We start from the raw sequence: 18121 nt of genomic DNA, 5'->3' as shown, positions 1-18121 counted from the left end.
CCTGCTCCGCGAGACTTCGATTCCTCCCCGGCCTGAAGCTGAAGGCGAGGCATCCTCCGAGAATTCGGTGAACTCCACCTCGAGAAGGTGAGGCCAGTGCGCGACCGGGGAAGGCCCGCCGCCCTCCCCTGGCCCGCCATACATCCCGGACGACGGGCCGCCCCATACTGACGGGCCGCCCCGGCCCTGCGCCGTACCGGCGGAGGCTTGCCCCTCGGGAGCGTCAGCCGCCGCACGCCGCGAAGACGAACATGCCCTTCAGCATCCGATACCGGTCCCGGACCTTGACCGCGCCCGTCTCGGTGTCGATCTGGACGATGGTCATCTTGTTGCCGCTCTCCTGGTACTGGACCAGGTGGACGGTCACCTGGGTGTCCCCGGTCCAGTCGACCATGTCGACGTCCCCGGCCGGCAGATTGAGCTTCTTGCGGCCGACGACCTGGTCGCTCTGCATGTCGTACAGGACGAGCTGCGGCTTCTTCCCCGCCACGAGGGACGCGACCGTGCGGCCGTCGGCGGACAGCGCCTGCGGCGAGTTGGACGACACGACCTGCGGCGGCGTGCCGCGTACGAGCTGCTCGCCCGTGTCGCTGTAGACGGCCAGGTCGGTGACGCCCTCGTCACCGTCGGCGCTGGTGAGCACCTCGTCCCCGTCGCCGCTGAAGCCCAGCACGATCAGGTTGCCCGGCACGGAGCCGAGCCGGGCGCCGGTGGCGGTGTCGAACACCCGCGTGCTCTGGACCTTCTCGCCGGAGATGACGGCGGCCAGCCGGGCGCCGTCGTCGGACAGGCGCAGGGTGATGTTGTTCTGGTCCACCCGGGGCAGCGCGTTCTTGGCGAACAGCTTGACGCCGCCCCCGAGCGTGCGCACGGCCAGTTTGCCGGTCTTGGTGAGGTACGCGATCCGCTGGCCGTTGCCGCTGACCGCGATGGGCGCCGAGGCGTAGACGAGCTTCTTGCCCTTCACGTCGAGCGCGACCGTCTGGGCGTCGTGCAGCGTGCTCTGGCTGCCGTCGTGCATGACGAGCCGCCAGTCGCCGCACGGCTTGGCGTCCCCGTCCTTGCCGCAGCTCTTGATGGCGGCGTACCGGACGCTGTCATGCCCCCGATGTGCCTGCTCGTGTGCCTGCGCCTGCGGCTCCGCGTACGCGACGCCCCCCGGCACCGCGACGACGGCGGCCGCGAGGACCGCGAAGATCTTGGCTTTCATGTCGTTCACTCCCCCGCCTTCACATAGGCGTACCTGGTCTTGCTGATCGTGTATCGGCCGGTCTGCTTGACCGCCCCGGAGCCGGGATCGACGGTGAGCTCCCGTATCACCGCCGTCTCCCCGACGTCACCGCTCTCCACCACCGCGTGGAGCAGGCCGTCCGGGCCCCACCAGGCGAGGTCCGGCGGCACGCCGGGCGTGAGCGGCAGGTCGGCGCCGCCGGACAGCTGTCCGGTCGCCAGGTCGTAGGTCCGCACCCGCGGCGGCTTCTTCGTGTCGGCGTTGCCCGCGGTGAACACGGCCACCGTCCGGCCGTCGGGGGCCAGGGCGAGGGTGGGGGCGTTCACGACGAGCTGGGGCGGGGTCGCCTTGATCGAGGCGCCGCCGAGCCGGCGCGCGGTCAGGCGGAGCGTGTTGTCGCTCAGGTAGCGATTGGTCAGCACCTCGTCGCCGTCGCCGCTGAACCCGAACATGCCCTCCCCGCGGGGCAGCGTCGTGATCTTGCCGGTCGCGACCGTGATGACCTTGGCGGGCAGGCGCACGGGTTCGTCGCCGTAGTCGATCACGACCGTGTCGCCCTTGGGCGACAGGTAGACGCCGATGTCGGAGGTGCCGAAGCCCTTGGGGACCGCGGCCTTGGGCAGCGTCCTGGCCGGGCCTCCCGCGATCGGCTGGACGACCAGGCGGTGGTCGCTCTTGCGCTCGTACGCCATCACGCGGCCGTCGGCGCTGATGGCGAACGTGAGGGTGTCGTGGACCTCGTTGCCCTTGGCGTCGATCTGCGAGGTGGCCGCGCCGGGCACGGCGACCTTGCGGCCGTCCCGCATGATCAGCTGCCAGTGACCGCAGGGGTATTCGAGGTCGTCCTTCTTGTGGGTGCAGGTCTTGACCCAGGCGGCGCGGGCCTCCGGGGACTTCGACTGGGCGTGGGCGGCGCCGGGCGCGAGCCCCAGTCCGCCGATGACCGCCGACGCCAGCAGGGCCGCGGTCGCTGAGGGGTGCCTCATCGGTGTGATCCTTTCGCTCACCCCGTTAGACACCCGCTTGACGTGCGCGGTTGGTCACAGATCGGCCACGGCTGCGGCTCACGCCCTCCCGGGGTCCAGCGGGCGGCGGCCGGCGAAGCCGAGCTCCGTACGGTGGTACCAGGCCAGCTCCGGCTCGCCCTCGATCCAGCACAGCCGCACCGACACCCCGTCGATCACTGCGGGAAAGTCGACCAGCACCGGCGCGATGCCCTTGACCTCGATCCCCCGCTCGGTCCACCCGCTGAGGATCTCCTCGATGCGGGCCTGCAGCCCCTTGATCTCGGGCAGGCCGCCGAGCGGGGAGCTCCCCGTGGCCCGCCGGTCGAAGTCGATCTCGGCCAGGTCGGCGCGGGCGGCGATCACCTCGCGGGCGTCACGCATGACAGCGGGAAGCAGCTCGCGGGCCTCGTCAACGGTGAAGATCCGGTCCATGCCACAGACGTTACGGCGTGTACGCCTCGATGAGCAGCCGTTCGGCGTGGTCGAGATAGTCGTCGAGGTACGCGGCGGCCTTCCCGGGCCGCCCCGACTCGAGGAGCCCGAGCAGGGTCCGGTTGCGGTCGACGAACGGCTCGTGGAAGGCCCGCGGGTTCTCCATCACGTGGAAGACCAGCCGCAGCTCGGCCAGGAGCTGGCGCATGGCCTCGTCGATCCTGGGGCTCTCGTTCAGCGAGACGAGCGCCTGGTGGAAGCGGATGTTGGCGGTGCCGACGCCCTGCCAGTCGTCCTGCTCGGCGGCGCGCTCGGCGTCGAGCACGGCCTCCTTGATCACCGCCAGCGCCTCGGGGGCCGGGCCGCGCCGTACGGCCGCCCCTTCGAGCACGCGGCGCACGCGGTAGAGGTCGGCGACGTCCTCGGCGGACGGGAGCCGGACGAACACGCCCCTGTTGAGCTTGTGGTCGAGCAGCCGCTCGTGGCCGAGCAGCCGGAACGCCTCGCGCAGCGTGTTGCGCGACACGCCGAGCCCCTCCGAGATCGACTCCTCCGACAGCCGCTGCCCAGGACGGAAGAAGCCCTCGCTGATGCGGTCGCGCAGGATGTCGGCCACCCGTTCCGCGGTGCTGCTGCGGCCCAGCCGGGGGCGGTCCTGAGCGAGATCGGCAACCACGTTATCCACATTTGACAGCGAATCATGGAGCAAACCTCTTGTCGAATTGTTCAACGATTCTTATGTTGAAGAGGACCCCCTAGACGAACAAGGAGCGATCGAATGACAGGCTCCGCGCAACAGACCCGGCGGGTGATCCTCGCCAGCCTGATCGGAACGTCGCTGGAGTGGTACGACTTCTTCCTCTACACCACGGCCGCGACCCTGGTCTTCCCCAAGCTGTTCTTCCCCGCGCTCGACCCGTTCAACGCGACGCTGGCGTCATTGACCACCAACGCCGTGGCGTTCGTCGCCCGGCCGCTCGGCGGCGTCGTGTTCGGCCACTTCGGCGACCGGGCGGGGCGCAAGACCGTGCTGGTGGTGACGCTCCTGGTGATGGGCGTCTCGACGTTCCTCATCGGCGTGCTGCCCGGCTACGCGAGCGCGGGCGTGCTCGCGCCGATCCTGCTGGCGGTGCTCCGGTTCGTGCAGGGCCTGGGGCTCGGCGGCGAGTGGGGCGGCGCGGTGATCATGTCGCTGGAGCACGGCGACGGGCGGCGGCGCGGCTTCAACGCGAGCTGGCCGCAGGTCGGCGTGCCCGCCGGATACGTGCTGGCCACCGGGCTGCTGACGCTCCTGTCGTTCACGCTGTCCGACGCGGCGTTCCTGTCGTGGGGCTGGCGGGTGCCGTTCCTGCTGTCGGGCGTGCTGGTGTTCGTGGGCCTGTGGGTGCGGCTGCGGGTGACCGAGTCGCCGCTGTTCGCCCAGGTCAAGGAGCAGGGCGCCAAGGCGGAGATGCCGCTGCTGGAGGTGCTGCGCACGCACCCGCGGGCCCTGCTGTCCGCCTTCACCGCGCGGATCGGGGTGGACGTGGCCTTCTACACGTTCACCGCGTACATCATCGTCTACCTCACCACGGTGCTGAAGCTGCCGCGTTCGTACGCGCTCAACGCGGTGCTGATCGGGTCGGCGCTGCAGCTCGTGCTGATCCCGCTGGCCGGCGCGCTGTCGGACCGGTTCGGGCGGCGCCCGGTCTACTTCGCGGGCGTGGTGGGCGCGGCGGTGTGGGCGTTCGCGTTCTTCCCGCTGCTCGACACCAGATCGTTCCCGCTGATCGCGCTGGCCGCCGTGGTAGCGCTCGTCACCCACGCCGCCATGTACGGGCCGCAGGCGGCCTTCATCGCCGAGCTGTTCAGCACGCGACTGCGCTACAGCGGCGCCTCCATGGGCTACCAGGTGGCGGGCATCGTCGGCGGCGCCCTGGCCCCGATCATCGCCCTCAGCCTGTTCGACACGTACAAGACCACGGTCGCGGTGTCGATCTACGTGGTGGTCGCCCTGGCGGTCACGGCCCTGGGCCTGGCCATCGCCCCGGAGACCCGCGACCTCGACCTGGCCGCGCAGCCCGACCCCGGCTCCGAGGCCAGGGCCTCCCTGCCCGGCCAGGTGGGACCGTTCGCCTGAGCCGGAAGCTCTGAGCTCAGCCGGAAAACGCCGCGAGAAGCCGCGGGCGGCGGCTGCCAACGCCGCCCGCGCGGAAGGGGTATTGATGAGAATCGCCCTGATCGTCGTCGCCGCGCTCATCGCCGTCCCCCTGCTCATCGGGGGCCTGGGGGGCTTGGAGAGCACCGGCGGCGGCGAGGTGGCCGTCATCCGCGACGGCGGCCCGCTCGACGACAACCAGGTACGCCAGGTGATCAACCCCGGCTCCGGCCTGACCTGGACCGGCATGTGGTCGTCCACCCACCTCTACCCGGCGCAGCAGCGCTTCTACACGATCACCGCCGACCCCAAGCGGGCCACGACGCTCGGCGTGGACGTGGTCACGGTGCCCAGCAGCGACGGGGTGAACCTCGGCATCGAGGGCACCCTCTACTTCACGCTCAACCTGGACCATCACACGCTGAGGACGTTCGACGACAAGTACGGCACCCGCACCTTCCGCGCCCAGGACGACCGCTCGCTCTACGCGTGGGAGGGCGACGAGGGCTGGTCGGCGTTCTTCGGCCAGGCGGTCCGCCCAGTGATCGACAACGCGCTGCGCGGCCAGATCGGCGCCATGCGCTGCGCCGAGCTCGTGCCGTCCTGCTCGCTGCTGGAGAGCTCCACGCTCAAACCGCAGGACAGCAACGCCAACATCGTCAAGGTCCAGAACGCGGTCAATGCCTCGCTGGCCCGCGACCTGCCGGCCACGCTCGGCGGCGACTTCCTCACCGGGCTGCGCTTCACGTTGGCCAAGGTGACGCTGCCGGGCGAGGTGCAGCAGGCCGTGGACCGCTCGCTGGCCGCCTCGGCGGCTGTCTCCGAGGCGCAGGCGAAGGTCGCCCAGGCCAAGGCGGAGGCGGACGCGAACCGGGCAAGGCAGGACGGTTACGACAAGTGCCCGGCGTGCGCGGAGATCGAGAAGCTCAAGTCGCTGCCGCAGGGCATCACGGTGTACGCCCCCGGGAATCCCCAGTCGGTCGTGGTTCCGTCGCGGTAGTCAAGATGTGGTTGACTCTTTTGCGCGCAGCGTCTTGGTTGTGACGGAATCGCCACCTATTCACAGAGCAACCTCCACCTAATACGCATAAACTGCGCGGCTGTGAGCCTGCCTGTACGTGAACGTTCCCCCCGGCCGGGCGGCGGTCGCCACCGCCGTCCCGTGCCCACGTCCCTGCCGCCGGACGCCCCCATGCTCGTGCTCGCCACCCCCGGCGCGGCGGCCGGCGTGGCCGAAGAGATCGCGGCCGTGGTACGCCTCGACCACCCGCAGATCGAGGTGCGGCTGACGAGCGTCACCGACCTGGCGGACTCCCTGCCCTCCGGCCGCGACGCCGTCATCGTGCCCCTGCTCACCTGGGACGATCCGGTCGTCCTGGCTGAGATCGGCAAGGCGGTCGCGGCCAGCGGCAGCGGCGCCGTCGTCACCGAGGCGCTCGGCCCGCACCCGCTGCTGGCCGAGGCCCTGCACATCAGGCTCGCCGAGCGCGGCCTGGCCAGGGCCGACCGCGTACGGCTGCTGAACGTCTCCAGCCCCGTGGACGCCGTCATCATGGCCACGGTGGGCGGGGAGCGCGCGGTGCACGCGGTGCAGGCCACGGCGGTGCTCCTGGCCTCCAGGCTCACGCTGCCGGTCGTCTCGGCCTCGCTCGACAGCGAGCCGGGCATCGCGATGGCGGCCCAGCGGCTGCGCGCGGCGGGCGCCGAGCGCCTGGCCATCGCGCCCTGCATGATCGGCCACGAGTCCCCCACGGGGATCGTCGAGCAGGCCGCCGCCTCGATCAATGCCGGGCACGCGGAGCCGCTCGGCGCGCACAGCGCCGTCGCCGAGCTTGTGGCGCGGGCTTACGGGAGTCAACTCGCCACTTGACATGGGCTTGTAGAGATCACGGGAATCGCGTTACCGTCTGCAAATGCGGCGGGTGGTGTACAACGGCGAACGGCTCGGCCTCCGTGACGTCGCGGAGGCCGACGTGACCGCGCTGCACGCGGTCTACGGCGACACCACGGCCACGCAGCACATGCCGTTCGCGCCCCGCAGCCTGGCCGAGGTGGCGGGGCTCGTCGCCCAGGCCCAGGAGGCGGCCGCGACCGAGCCACGCCGCCTGTACGTCCTGGCCGTGATCGACACGGCCCGCCGCGACGTGATCGGGGTGGCCCGCCTGCACATCGAGGCCGACCACCCGCACAGCGCCGAGATCGGCTTCGGCCTCCACCCCGACCAGTGGGGACGCGGGGTCGGCACGGACCTCGTGCGCTTGTTACTGTCGTTCGGGTTCAAGCAGCTCGGGCTGCACCGCGTCTGGGGCGCCCGCTCCCCGGCGAACCTACCGGCCCAGCTCGCGATGCTGACCGCCGGGATGGTCGAGGAAGGCCGCATCCGCCACCACGTGCACACGCCGAACGGGTGGCGCGACTCGATCGTGCACTCGGCGTTACAGGACGAGTGGACCGAACGCTAGAGCGCCACGGGGAGTGGCGTGAACCGGGATTGTCGGTCGCGGGTCCTACGATGAGCCTCCTCACGGAGGGATAGTCCAATGCTCGACGCGCTGATCGTGCCCCTGTTCGTCACCACGGATCTGCCGCCCGAGTCGGAGCTGGCCGAGTTCGGGGAGCTGCTCGCCGAGACGGCGCGCGTGCTCCGCCACGAGGGCGACGACTACCAGGCGTTCCTGGCGGGCAAGGTGTTCTGGCTGGACCGTCCCGTGCTGCCCGAGCAGCGCCCGGCGGCCGAGGCGGAGCTGCGCTTCGCGGGCATGCTGGGCTATCTCGCCGCCTCCGGTCCCGGCCACACCTCGCGTGACGTGGTCGGCGCCGTACGTCGGGCGATCGGCGAGGCCGTCACCGGCCGCTACGGCGACGTGGGGGTCGTCCCGGCCGTGTTCGCGATCCGCGACCAGGACGTCCGCGAGCGCACCCCCGATTCCGCCCTCTCCTTCGACACCCGCGACGCCACCCCCGATCTGGTGAGCGCGACCAGGAGCTACCTCTAGCCAGGCGGGCGCGCCTCGTGCGATCGTGAACGGCTATCAGGCCCACGGGCCGCCGCCGCGCGACACGGTGGCGGCTGACCACGAGGAGGTCCTCGCATGGCCGTGCTCGGCGCGATCTGCTTCGGGCTGGTGATCGGCTGGATCACGTACGGGACGCTGCGCCGCAGGCAGGGCGCGGCATGCCTGTCCGACCTCTCGGCGGTGTTGGCCGCTGTGGGTGGCGGGGCGGTGACCGCGCTGGTGGGCACCCCCGAGGTCTTCGGAGCGTACGCGGTGGGCCTGGCCATCGGCTTCTTCGGCTACCTGGTCGCGGCCACGCTCATGCCGGACTCGAAGTGGCTGGGCGACTGAGCCGCCCTACGCGACCAGCAGGCAGTCGAGCACCACAGCGGCGATACGCCCCGGCCGTTCGGGGTCGGCCCGATGCCGCTCGGCGGTGATCGCCGCGAGCACGACGGCCTGCACGTCCTCGGCGTCCACGTCCGCCCGGACGGTGCCGGCCTCCTGTGCCCGCGCGAGCAACTCGGCGAAGGCCCGGCGCAGGTCCAGCGCGAGCCGCCGGGTGAGCTCCGACAGATCGACCTCCGCCCTGGCGAGCGCGTCGGCGAGGTCCTGCTTGGCGCGGGCCTCACCGATCAGGCCGAGCAGGAACGGGAAGAACGCCGACCCGCCCTGATCCGCCCGGACGGCCTGGCGGGCCTGCTCGGCGAGCCCGCCGAGGCGGTCGGCGAGCACCGCCTCGACCAGCGCCTCCTTGGCCGGGAAGTGGCGGTGGACGGTGCCGGGGCCGACCCCGGTCCGGCGCGCGATCTCGTCGAGCGACACGGCCAGGCCCTCGGTGGCGAAGGCCTCCCGGGCGGTCTGGAGGATCCGCTCCCTGTTGCGCCGCGCGTCGGCACGCATCGGCCGCCGGCTGTCCATCGTCCTCCTCGCGTTCTGCTGCGTCCCACCGTAGAGGCTGCTCGCCCGCTCGTCAGGAGGGCAGGCCCACCAGGACGTACGGGGCCCACAGGTCGGGCTCGGCGGGGCCGTAGAGGTCGCGCAGCTCCAGTACGGCCTCCCGCAGCGCCCGTGCCGGGCCCATGCCGGAGCGCAGCCTGGTGTGGACGTCGCGCATCAGGGCCCTGGTGACCTCGCCGGAGACCGGCCAGAGCGGGAGGAGCACGGACCTGGCGCCCGCGTGGAGGAACGCATGGGCCAGGGCGGCCACGTCGTCGCCGCCACCCGGCGCGGGGTCGCGTTCGTGGGAGCCGAGGACGACGAGCCGGGCGTCCACGGCCATGCTCATGAGCCGCCTGCCGGTCAGGAGGCCGTCGGCGAGCCCGATGCCCGAGCCGAACGGGTCGTCCGGGTCGAACAGGCCCGGGCACGACAGCTGCACCACGTCCCAGGTGCCGGGGAGCCGGGTCGCGGTGGCGGCCGGACCGGTGTGGGGCGGGACGTCCAGCAGGGCGCCGGCGTCCCGCGCCGCCGCTTCGAGCGCGCCCCCGGGTTCGGGATCCGGCGTGTACCCGAGCACCAGCGACCGGCTGCCCGTCGCGGGGCCCCGCCGGGTGAGGCGGGTCAGGGCGGCGACGGAGGGCGTGTAGGTCACGAGGGCGCGTTCGAGGAGCGAGCGGCCGTCCGGGGCCAGCGCGTGGAGCGGGACCCGGTGCAGCCCGGCGTGCGGGATCAGGTAGAGGTGGTCCAGGTCGTCGCCGAGCGCGTCGAGGACGTCCGACAGCAGGAGGTCGGCCAGGCGGCGCCAGACGGCCGCGCGGTGGCGGCGCGCCTCGATGTCCAGCAGCCCGGGACGGCGGCCGACGGTGGTGGCGGTGAAGTCGGCCAGCAGGTCGTGGCCGACGGTGGTGGGGAAGGCGCGCGGCTCGGACCAGCCGGTGCGGTGGGCGAGCACCGTCACGCTCTCCTCGCCGACGTGGAAGCCGACCACGGCGGTCCCGTTGCCGGGCCGGCCTTCGGAGGTGACGAGGGCGTCGAGGTGGAGCTGGTCGAGCGGCGGGTCCCGGCGCAGGGCGACGTGGTCGGGGGCGAGGGGTTCCATCCGCCGCCACAGCGCCTCCACCTCGGCCTCGGCGGTGCGGGCGCGTCCGAGCAGCGTCGCGGCTTCCGACGGGTCCCGGGTGTTCCCAGCGGCCGATCTGAGCGTCCGCATGGTGTCGAGTCCGCGCCGCTCCGCCTCCACGAGCTCGGCGGGCACGCCGTCGGGCACGGGCCAGCGCCGATGGCTGAGGTCGGCGGCGGTCGGCCGGTCCTCGACCGTCCAGGGCCAGGACTCCTCACCCTGACGCGCCGGCTCGGACCAGCGGTCACCACCACCCCCCGTCTGCCCTGGCCAGCGGCGGTGGCCCAGATGGGTGGTCAGGGTGTGGGACTTGGCGTGCTCCAGGTGCCGCCAGGCGGCCAGGCCGCGGCCCAGGCGGACCGCGAGCCGGATCGCGCGGTCGCGGCCGGAGGTGTGGCCCAGGTCGCAGGCCCGTTCGGCGTCGGCGAGCGCGCTCGGCAGGTCCCCCAGACGCTCGGCGGCGACGGAGCGGTTGTGCAGGGCGATCCCCAGCTCCAGCTCGTGCCCGAGCTCCTCCAGCAGCCCGATCGCCTCCGACAGGTGCCGGTGGGCGCGGGCGTACGAGGTGGTGGCCACGTACAGCGCGCCGAGCCGGCCGAGGGCGAGCGCCTCCCCTGCCCGATATCTGATCTCCCGGGCCAGGGCCGCGGCCTCCGCCAGGTCGACCTCGGCGCGGGAGGAGTCCTCGAGGCGGGCGAGCAGGATGAGCGCCAGGACCACGCCGCGGGTCCGGCCGCGGGCGTGTTCGATGTCCAGGGCCCTCTCGGCGAAGAGCCTGGCCTGGTCCGTCGAGTCCCGCAGCGCGCAGACCAGGCTCAGGTCGGCGTAGCTGTCGGCGAGGTTTGTCCGGGAACCGGCTTCCTCCACGATCGCGATGGACTGCCGGTAGAGGGCCTCGGCCTCCGCCAGCTCGCCCAGCTTGAGGTGGAGCGCGCCCCGTCCGGCCAGCAACGGGGCCCGCAACGCGCGCCAGACCGGCGAGGACAGCAGCTCCAGCCCCTCGTCGAAGGCGTGTGCGGCCTCCGCCCAGCGGGCCTGGTCGGCGCGGACGCGACCGAGCAGGTCGAGCGCCTGGACGAGGTCCGCGGGGAGCGCGGCGTCCGAGTCGCGGGCCAGGGCGACGGCCTCGGTGAGGTGGTCGGCGGCCTCGTCCAGGCGGCCCAGGTCCCGGGCCGCCGCGCCGAGGTTGCGCAGGTGGTCGATCACGAGGGCGTCGCGCAGCTCGTAGCCGCGGGCGGCGTACGCGCGGGCGGCCTCCAGGTCCCCCAGCGCCCGGCAGAAGGAGGAGAGCTTGACCAGCAGGAACGAGTGGTAGTCGGAGGCGGGTGGGCGGCCGTTGACGGGGTTCGCGGCGAGCGTCTGCTCGGCCAGGGCGCGGGCGGTCTCCAGGTCGCCGGCGGCCTCCGCCTCCTCGATGCGGAGCCAGGTCTCCAGCCGTTCGGCCCGGTCGCCGTCCGCCGCTCTGATCGCCTGGTTCAGGGTCGCGTGGCCGCGGGTCGCCTCGCCGAGCGTGAGCTGGATGCGGGCCAGGCGCGACAGCAGCTCCGCGTCCAGGCCCCCGCCCATGACCGCGATGAGCTCAAACGCCCCGCCGGCCTGCGCGGAGTCGCCGCGCTCCCCCGAACCGCCGGACGACGCCGGGTCGAGCGGCGAAGGCCGGTCGGAAGGTGTGGGTGGTGGGGTGAGGGTGGCGAGGCCGGTTTCGAGGGCGGCTCGGGCGCGGTGGAACTCGCCGCGTTCCTCCAGCGCGAAGCCGAGCTTGATCGAGGTGAGCGCCGCCAGCCGGGGCTGGTCGCCGGCGTGGAATCCGGCCACCGCCAGCTCCAGCGCCTCCACCTGCGCGTCCAGGTCCCCGGTACGGGCCGCCAGCGCGGCCAGCCGGTCGCGGACGACGGCCTCCTTGAGCGGGTCCCCGGCCGACAGCCCCAGGGCCGAGTTCAGCCGTTCCGCCGCCTCCTCCCACGAGCCGAGCCGCAGGTCCAGCGCCACCCGCCCCAGCACGGCGACGAGGACGGCCCCCACATCCCCCTCGGTGGCGGCCAGCTCCAGCGCCCGCTCCAGGTCGGCCAGCGCGTCGTCGTGGCGGTCGAGGGCGGTCAGGCAGGAGGCGCGCATGGTCAGCGCGGACGCCTCCTTGACCGCGGCACGCAACCTGGCGAACGCCTCCGCCGCCGCCCCGAACTCCTCCAGCGCCCCCCCTGGATCCCCCTCCGCGTACGAGAGCGCGCCCAGGTTGTAGCGCGCCGAGGCGGCCCCGTCGTAGTGGCCGAGCGACTCGTACTCGCGCTCGGCCAGCCCGAAGGCCGTCCGGGCACCGTCGGAGTCCCCACGGCCCCGACGGCGCCCCGCGATGCGGTACCACTCGTCGGCGGGCTCGCGCCGCTCGCCCCTGCGCCGCACGATCTCCACCAGCCGGGTCTCGCAGGCGGCGGCCTGCCCGGGGTGACCGCGCTCCACCAGCAGGACGGCGTGCGCGTCGAGCGCCCGGCACGCGTCCTCCCACGCCCCGGCGGCCTCCAGCTCGATGGCGCAGGCGGCCATGCGTTCCGCGGCCGCGGTGAGGTCGTCCTGGTCGACGGCCGCCCGGGCGGCGTGGACGAGCGCCATGGCGGCCGGCACGGTCTCGCCCAGCTCCCGATAGAGCTCACGGGCCTGGACCGCGCAGGCCACGGCCCCTTCAGGGTCGCCGGCGGCCAGGAACGCCTCGGCCGCGTACCCCTGCTGGGCCGCCTCCTCCGCCGCCAGCCCGGCGCTCTCGCACAGGGCGATGGCGCGGTGATGGTGTTCGAGCGCGCGGACGGGGTCGCCGGCTCTGAGCAGCACGACGCCCATGCTGCCGAGCTGGAGCGCTTCGGCCCGGACCTCGCCCAGCGAGCCGTAGCCGGCCGCCGACCGCGCGAACGACTCCAGCGCCGAGCCCAGCTCGCCCAGCTCCTGGTACGCGCGCCCCTGCTCGGCCAGCGCGTACGCCGTCCGAGCCCCCTCCTCGAAGCCGGAGCCGAACGCCTCCGCCGAACGCCCCAGCACGGCGCAGGCCACCCGCAGCCGCCCGAGCGAGGCCAGCCGCAGCCCGGACTCCAGCAGGAACTCGCCGGGCGATTCGGCCTGCCGCTCGGCGTAACGCAGCAGCTCGACCGTGACCTCGTCGTTCCGCGTGGCCAGCGCCAGCTCGGTCGCGACCCCCGCGAGCCGCTCGTCCGGCACCGGCGTCCCGTCGAGGGCCGCGCCGAGCTGCGACAGCAGCTCCGGGTCCCCTTCCCGGGCGAGTTCGAGCACCTCCCCCAGGTCCCCCGGGTCGCCCTGCGCCGAGAAGCGCGCCAGCAGCGCCCCGCACAGCACCCGCTGCGCGGGCGCCGGGTCCTGGGCGGACTTCACGGCCACCTCCAGGCCCTGGCGCGCGGACGCCACCGCCTCGTTCAGGTCCTCCACCCGTCCCGAGCGCGCGGCCCGCCAGCGCAGCACCTCCGAGACGAGCCCGTACGCCTCCGCCCGCGCCGACAGCCGCTCACCGGCCGCCAGCGCCTCGCGTAACGCGGCGATCGCCTCGTCGGCGTGCCCGGCGTCGAGGTCGAGCTTGAGCGCCTGGCCCAGCAGCATCAGGACCCTGGGCCTGGCCGGGTCCCGCTCCCCGTGGGCCGCGAGCGCGACGCGCGCGGCCGTGATCGGCTCCGCGGGGTCCCCGCCGGTCACGACGGCCCGCCTGAGCAGCGCGTTCGCCAGGTTGGCGAGCAGCCTGGCGCGGTCGGAGTGCCCGCGCGGAGCCTGGCCGGCCGCCTCGCGCATGACCTCGATGGCGGTCTCCAGGTCGTCGGAGTCGCCGGTGACGCCGTACCGGTTCCAGCGGCGGTCTCCCAGCAGCCCGAGCCGCACGACGGGGTCGGCGCCGAGCCCGCGCGCCGTCTCGCCGGGCGTGATGTGCAGGGCCTCCAGCATCTCCGTCCCGGCCTCGAGCGAGCGCTCGTCCCCCGTGACGACGAACCACTCGACCAGCCCGGCCGCGTACGGCGCCAGCACGCCGGGATGGGCCCACTTCTCGTGCCAGAAGTCCAGCGCGCACTGCCCGACCCGGATGAAGGCCAGCAGGTCGCGGTCGGCGTACGACCCGGTCGAGCGCGCCCAGGTGAGCTCCACCAGCGCCAGCAGCGCCTGCGACCGGTCCTGGCCGGCCGGCGGCGCCTCCGCGGCCGTCACGTACGCCCCGGCCAGCTCCTCGTCGCCGAACGCCGCCAGCCCGAGCGCCGTGCCCAGCTCGTCCACGTACGCCGGCTCGGCCAGCGCCGCCCTGAACAGCACGTGCACGGCGTCGTCGACGACCTCCAGTTCCCCCGTGGCCCCGAACAGCCGCACCAGCCCATCACCGAGCAGCGCCAGCGCGCCGGGCGCCCACGCGGGGTCGGGCGAGCCCGTCGACTGCCGCAACAGCAGCTCGCCGAGCCGGTCGGCCACCTCCGTCGTCGGCTGCGCCATGGCGCGCCGCACGAGCGCGTGGATCAGCAGCCCCACGTGCGGGTACGCCGACGGGTTCACGTGCTGGAACACCTCTTCGACGAGCCCCGTCCACGTGTCGGCCGAGTCGCCGGGGGGCACGTTCGAGCCGCGCAGCCGCTCCGGGAGCCGCGCCGGATCGACCACGGCCACGGCGGCGAAGTACGTGCCCGCCACCGCCGCGTCCTGCGTGAACCGCTGGTCCAGCCGGTAGCGGGCCAGGTGGAGCATGCCGATCAGGCGCCAGGTGACGGCGTCGGTCCGGTCGCCCGCGCACGCCCGCATCGCCTGCTCGGCCTCGACCAGGGCCGCGGGATCCCAGATCAGGCCGGGATCCGCGGCCTGCTCGAACCGCTCGATGCGGGCGGCCAGCGCCCGAGCCGGTTCGGTCATGGGCACAGGCTCTCACCGGCGTGCGCGCCCGTACAGAACCGTGCCTCAGACCTCCACATCGCCCCGTACGGTATCGCTCTTTACGGTGTCAGCTCGATGAAGGACACGCCCGGCATGGGCAGATCGAACTCAAGGGTGACCGTGCTCCCGGCGGCCGTGGCCGGCGGGGCCAGCTCGTCCAGGGTGTTGGCGGCGTGGAGCTTGTCCCACTGCTCGTCCGCCGGCCAGTCGCCGCCGCCCATCGCCTGCCAGGTCGCCTGCACGTTGGAGTGGTCGCGGTCGATGCGGTGGTGGGTGACCGTGTACTCCCCGCCGGCGAGCCCGTCGACGGTCAGGGACACCGTACGGGTGAGCTCGGGGGCGCCGTCGGCCTGGGCGTGGTTGAGGGTGCCGTTCCAGACCAGCACGCCGATCCTGCCGTCCTCGTGCCGGGCCGCCCACGCCTCGACGCCGGCCACGTCACCGTCGAGCGTGGCGGCCAGCTCCGCGTCACCCAGCCGGGAGGCCAGGGTGAGCGCGTGGAAGCGGGGCTTACGCAGGTTGCCGACCGTCAGCAGGCCGAACCCGCCGTGGAACAGCCGCGGCGGCCGGCCCAGCTCCTCGAAGTGGTCGGAGGCCACCCAGTGCGACAGCGCGGCGATCCGGCCGGCGGCCGACTTCATGCCGTGCAGCAGGAACGCGGCCCCGAACGGCCCGTCGCCGATGCCGTGGAAGTGGGTGGGCGTGGGCCCCCATTCGGTCCACCAGACGGGGACGTCCACGCCGTACCTGGCCAGGACGGGACGCCAGTCGAGCGGCGCGTTGCCGTAGGTGTGGCTGGAGACGAAGTCGAGCGCCGCGCCCGACTCCTCGACGTGCGCGAGCAGCTCCTCCACCCAGCCGTCGGCCGCCGAGGCGGGCCCGCCGACGCGCAGGTCCGGGTGCACGTTCTTCACGGCCGCGGCGGTGACGTCGTAGAGCAGGAAGTACTCCTCGGGCGTGCCAGTCCAGAAGACGGCCAGGTTCGGCTCGTTCCAGACCTCGAAGGCCCAGTGGTCGATCAGCTCGTGGATCCCGTACCGCTCGGCCAGGTGCTCCACGAGCGCCCTGACCAGGTCGCTCCACGCCTCGAAGTCCTTCGGCGGCGAGACGACGGCGTCGTAGCCGAAGACGGTCCTGGAGGGGTCGGCGGCCAGGTCGCGCGGCATGTAGCTGAGCTCCACGATCGGCCGCAGGCCCAGCGCCACGACCTTGTCGTAGACCTCGTCCACGCGGCTGAAGTCGTAGACCGCCTGACCGTCGACCTCGCGGTAGACGCCCAGGTCGTCGCAGAGGATGGCGTGCGCCCTGACCGTCTGGACGCCGAGCTCGTCGCGCATGACACGCAGCGCCTCGGCCAGCTCCTCGCCGATGGGCCGGCCGCCGCTCTCGTCGGTGCTCAGCAGGTGCGACAGGTGCTCCGACCCCACCATGTACGCCCACGGGCGCGGCAGCTCGCGGGTGACCCGCGCCGCGTCCACGTGGACCGACAACCCGGCCGGCCCTTCGAGCGGGGCGGCCTGGACGGGCTCGGACAGCGGGCCGGCGTGGTCCACGGCGGCGACGGCGGCCACCTGGTAGGACGCCGCTCCGTGGCCGGTGTCCACGTACCGGCAGGAGGGGACGGCGGGCACGTCCACGTCCGGCGGCGTGGCCGGCGACCCGTCCCGGTGCACCACGTAGCCGATGGCCCCGGGCACGGCGTCCCAGGTCAGCGTCACCTGGCCCGCTCCCGGGACCGCCGACAGGCCCGTCGGGGCCGGCAGCTCGGGCCGGGAGGCCGGGGTGATCGCACCGGACTCCTGGCCGATGCGCTCCTGCCAGTCGCGGTGGGCAGCCTTGTTCATGAAGTGACGTTCCATTCCTCGATTTCCATTACCGGGCGCAGCTTGGCCTCCACGCCCGAGCCCGCGAAGTAGCGGTGCAGGTCGCCGCCGGTGAGCACGTTGCCCAGGGCGGCCATCACCATGCCCTGGTCGAGTGCCAGGTACCACTTGGACACGGCCCCCGAGCGGACCGCGACGGCGTCGTAGAAGCCGCCGGGGCCGTAGGCGTCGAAGTTCCGGCGGAGCTTGTCCAGATTGTCGATGGCCGCGTCCTTCGCGTACGGCAGCGCCAGGAAGCTGGCGTGCGGCGTCACGACGCCGTCGCCGTAGGCCGTGGGCTCCGGCTTGGCCGGGCGGCAGCCCTCGTAGCCGGGGTCGGTACTGGTGCGCTCGCGGTCGGTGGTGTAGCCGGGCTCGTCCATGCCGAGCGGGTCCACGCCGTACTCGCGGTAGCCGCCGTGCGGGTCGTTGGACGGCGAGAAGCCCCAGTAGCCGTACTTGGCCTCGTTCATGCCGTGCTCGATCTGGGCGCGCACGAACACCGGGTGGTTGCGGCCCCAGCTCTTGGGTGCCCACTTCGCCTCGGGGACCACGAGGTCCGGCATGAGGGCCTCGAACATGGAGCCGCCCCAGTTGGGGACGTAGCGCATGCCGCGGTAGGCGTACGTGCCCTCCCAGACGTTCACGCCCAGGTACTTCTTCCACGAGCCGACCGGCTTCTGGTCCTGCCAGCCGAAGTCGCAGCCGTTGTCGGGGAAGGTGCGGTACGGGCCGAAGTAGCTCTCGCGCGGGAGCTGGCCGAGCGCGATGCCCACGTACTGGCCGATGCGGGTCTCGGCGGGCGCGCCGTAGTGGTGGCAGGTCGAGTAGACGGTCGTGCCGGTGCCGGCGTAGTCGCTCGCGACGTAGCAGCCGTCGGGCGGCTCGGGCCAGAAGCCCCCGCGGATCAGGCCGGTGCCCGCGTCGGGGCGGGCGGCGGGGTCGTAGTAGGAGGCGAAGTTCATGGAGGTCAGCAGACGGTTGGCGCGGGCGGAGTACTGCGGGGTCGCGTTGCGGACCATCATGAGGGCCGCGGCCAGCCAGCCGTTGTCCACGCTGGAGGCGAACAGGCGCACCGGATCGCCGGTCTCCGGCCAGGTGTGGATCAACTGGAGGGTGCCGGGATCGTACCAGTTGTAGAACTGGCCGGTGGGCGTGTTCCGCTCAAGTCCCTCCAGCGCCTTGATCACCCGGCCGATCCTGGCGGCGGCGTCCCCGCCGCCGATCAGGCGCAGGTCGCGGGCGGCGAGGGTGCTCCACAGGTACGTGCCGATGTTGGTGGGTGAGGTGACCTTCGCCCTGGTCGCGAGGTCGCCGGTCACCTTGTCGGCGGGCAGGCCGGTGGCCGGCTCCACCATGGCGGCCATCGACCGCCAGGTGTCCTCGGCGTAGCGGAGCAGGGTGGCGTTCGCGGAGGCGTCGGCGAGGGCGGGGGTGGCCGGCACCGTCAGGGCCAGCGCGAGCACGCCGGACAGGACTGTCTTGCGCATGGGGG

14 protein-coding genes are annotated in these 18121 nt (G+C 73.2%); 6 read left to right on the top strand and 8 right to left on the bottom strand.

The window, feature by feature from the left end; translation table 11 throughout:
• Positions 1-223: 223 nt before the first annotated feature.
• The 4 genes from AB0L65_RS47190 to AB0L65_RS47175 form a co-directional block, all read right to left on the bottom strand.
• Positions 224-1210 (bottom strand): hypothetical protein, encoded by a 987-nt coding sequence (locus AB0L65_RS47190; RefSeq protein WP_364260413.1) that lies wholly within the window; start codon positions 1208-1210, stop codon positions 224-226.
• 5 nt (positions 1211-1215) lie between these two features.
• Positions 1216-2217, bottom strand: coding sequence for a hypothetical protein (locus tag AB0L65_RS47185; protein ID WP_364260410.1), 1002 nt, complete (start codon positions 2215-2217; stop codon positions 1216-1218).
• 78 nt (positions 2218-2295) lie between these two features.
• Positions 2296-2670 carry a DUF2203 domain-containing protein gene (locus AB0L65_RS47180; RefSeq protein WP_364260407.1) on the bottom strand — a complete coding sequence of 125 codons (375 nt, stop codon included), beginning with the start codon at positions 2668-2670 and terminating at the stop codon, positions 2296-2298.
• Positions 2671-2680: 10 nt separating this feature from the next.
• On the bottom strand, positions 2681-3355 hold the full coding sequence (locus AB0L65_RS47175; RefSeq protein WP_364260404.1) for a GntR family transcriptional regulator: 675 nt from the start codon (positions 3353-3355) through the stop codon (positions 2681-2683).
• A 93-nt stretch (positions 3356-3448) separates the two neighbouring features.
• On the opposite strand from AB0L65_RS47175, the gene AB0L65_RS47170 reads away from it, so the two are divergent.
• The 6 genes from AB0L65_RS47170 to AB0L65_RS47145 all read left to right on the top strand — a co-directional run bounded on the left by AB0L65_RS47170 (position 3449) and on the right by AB0L65_RS47145 (position 8154).
• Positions 3449-4789: an MFS transporter gene (locus AB0L65_RS47170; protein ID WP_364260401.1), complete on the top strand. Its 1341-nt coding sequence runs from the start codon at positions 3449-3451 to the stop codon at positions 4787-4789.
• An 85-nt stretch (positions 4790-4874) separates the two neighbouring features.
• Positions 4875-5807 (top strand): SPFH domain-containing protein, encoded by a 933-nt coding sequence (locus AB0L65_RS47165; RefSeq protein WP_364260398.1) that lies wholly within the window; start codon positions 4875-4877, stop codon positions 5805-5807.
• 162 nt (positions 5808-5969) lie between these two features.
• A complete protein-coding gene (locus AB0L65_RS47160; protein WP_364260395.1) occupies positions 5970-6677 on the top strand; it encodes a hypothetical protein in 708 nt (235 codons plus the stop codon).
• 43 nt (positions 6678-6720) lie between these two features.
• The gene (locus tag AB0L65_RS47155; protein WP_363972430.1) at positions 6721-7269 is read left to right on the top strand and encodes a GNAT family protein; all 549 of its coding nucleotides are present in this window, start codon (positions 6721-6723) and stop codon (positions 7267-7269) included.
• A gap of 78 nt (positions 7270-7347) precedes the next feature.
• A complete protein-coding gene (locus AB0L65_RS47150) occupies positions 7348-7803 on the top strand; it encodes a hypothetical protein (protein WP_364260392.1) in 456 nt (151 codons plus the stop codon).
• A gap of 96 nt (positions 7804-7899) precedes the next feature.
• Positions 7900-8154, top strand: a complete 255-nt coding sequence (locus tag AB0L65_RS47145; protein WP_364260389.1) for a hypothetical protein — start codon at positions 7900-7902, stop codon at positions 8152-8154.
• A 6-nt stretch (positions 8155-8160) separates the two neighbouring features.
• Here the strand turns inward: AB0L65_RS47145 and AB0L65_RS47140 are convergent, their stop codons facing one another.
• The 4 genes from AB0L65_RS47140 to AB0L65_RS47125 form a co-directional block, all read right to left on the bottom strand.
• Complete coding sequence (locus AB0L65_RS47140) at positions 8161-8724, bottom strand: helix-turn-helix domain-containing protein (protein WP_364260386.1); 564 nt, start codon at positions 8722-8724, stop codon at positions 8161-8163.
• 52 nt (positions 8725-8776) lie between these two features.
• The gene (locus AB0L65_RS47135) at positions 8777-14743 is read right to left on the bottom strand and encodes a CHAT domain-containing tetratricopeptide repeat protein (protein WP_364260383.1); all 5967 of its coding nucleotides are present in this window, start codon (positions 14741-14743) and stop codon (positions 8777-8779) included.
• 80 nt (positions 14744-14823) lie between these two features.
• Positions 14824-16608, bottom strand: coding sequence for a hypothetical protein (locus tag AB0L65_RS47130; protein WP_364260380.1), 1785 nt, complete (start codon positions 16606-16608; stop codon positions 14824-14826).
• Positions 16605-18116, bottom strand: coding sequence for a glucoamylase family protein (locus AB0L65_RS47125; RefSeq protein WP_364260377.1), 1512 nt, complete (start codon positions 18114-18116; stop codon positions 16605-16607). Before AB0L65_RS47125 ends, AB0L65_RS47130 begins: the two co-directional genes overlap by 4 nt.
• Positions 18117-18121: the final 5 nt, after the last annotated feature.

The sequence above is a fragment of the Nonomuraea sp. NPDC052116 genome (assembly GCF_040680035.1).
In the GTDB taxonomy this organism is placed as follows: Bacteria; Actinomycetota; Actinomycetes; order Streptosporangiales; family Streptosporangiaceae; genus Nonomuraea; species Nonomuraea angiospora_A.
This window is presented reverse-complemented; position numbering and strand designations above follow the sequence as displayed.

Bases quoted from the DNA above. Each gene is read 5' to 3' on its own strand.
- AB0L65_RS47190 (WP_364260413.1), bottom strand. From the start codon at position 1,210: ATGAAAGCCAAGATCTTCGCGGTCCTCGCGGCCGCCGTCGTCGCGGTG.
- AB0L65_RS47185 (WP_364260410.1), bottom strand. From the start codon at position 2,217: ATGAGGCACCCCTCAGCGACCGCGGCCCTGCTGGCGTCGGCGGTCATC.
- AB0L65_RS47180 (WP_364260407.1), bottom strand. From the start codon at position 2,670: ATGGACCGGATCTTCACCGTTGACGAGGCCCGCGAGCTGCTTCCCGCT.
- AB0L65_RS47170 (WP_364260401.1), top strand. From the start codon at position 3,449: ATGACAGGCTCCGCGCAACAGACCCGGCGGGTGATCCTCGCCAGCCTG.
- AB0L65_RS47165 (WP_364260398.1), top strand. From the start codon at position 4,875: ATGAGAATCGCCCTGATCGTCGTCGCCGCGCTCATCGCCGTCCCCCTG.
- AB0L65_RS47155 (WP_363972430.1), top strand. From the start codon at position 6,721: ATGCGGCGGGTGGTGTACAACGGCGAACGGCTCGGCCTCCGTGACGTC.
- AB0L65_RS47150 (WP_364260392.1), top strand. From the start codon at position 7,348: ATGCTCGACGCGCTGATCGTGCCCCTGTTCGTCACCACGGATCTGCCG.
- AB0L65_RS47145 (WP_364260389.1), top strand. From the start codon at position 7,900: ATGGCCGTGCTCGGCGCGATCTGCTTCGGGCTGGTGATCGGCTGGATC.
- AB0L65_RS47140 (WP_364260386.1), bottom strand. From the start codon at position 8,724: ATGGACAGCCGGCGGCCGATGCGTGCCGACGCGCGGCGCAACAGGGAG.
- AB0L65_RS47135 (WP_364260383.1), bottom strand. From the start codon at position 14,743: ATGACCGAACCGGCTCGGGCGCTGGCCGCCCGCATCGAGCGGTTCGAG.
- AB0L65_RS47130 (WP_364260380.1), bottom strand. From the start codon at position 16,608: ATGAACAAGGCTGCCCACCGCGACTGGCAGGAGCGCATCGGCCAGGAG.
- AB0L65_RS47125 (WP_364260377.1), bottom strand. From the start codon at position 18,116: ATGCGCAAGACAGTCCTGTCCGGCGTGCTCGCGCTGGCCCTGACGGTG.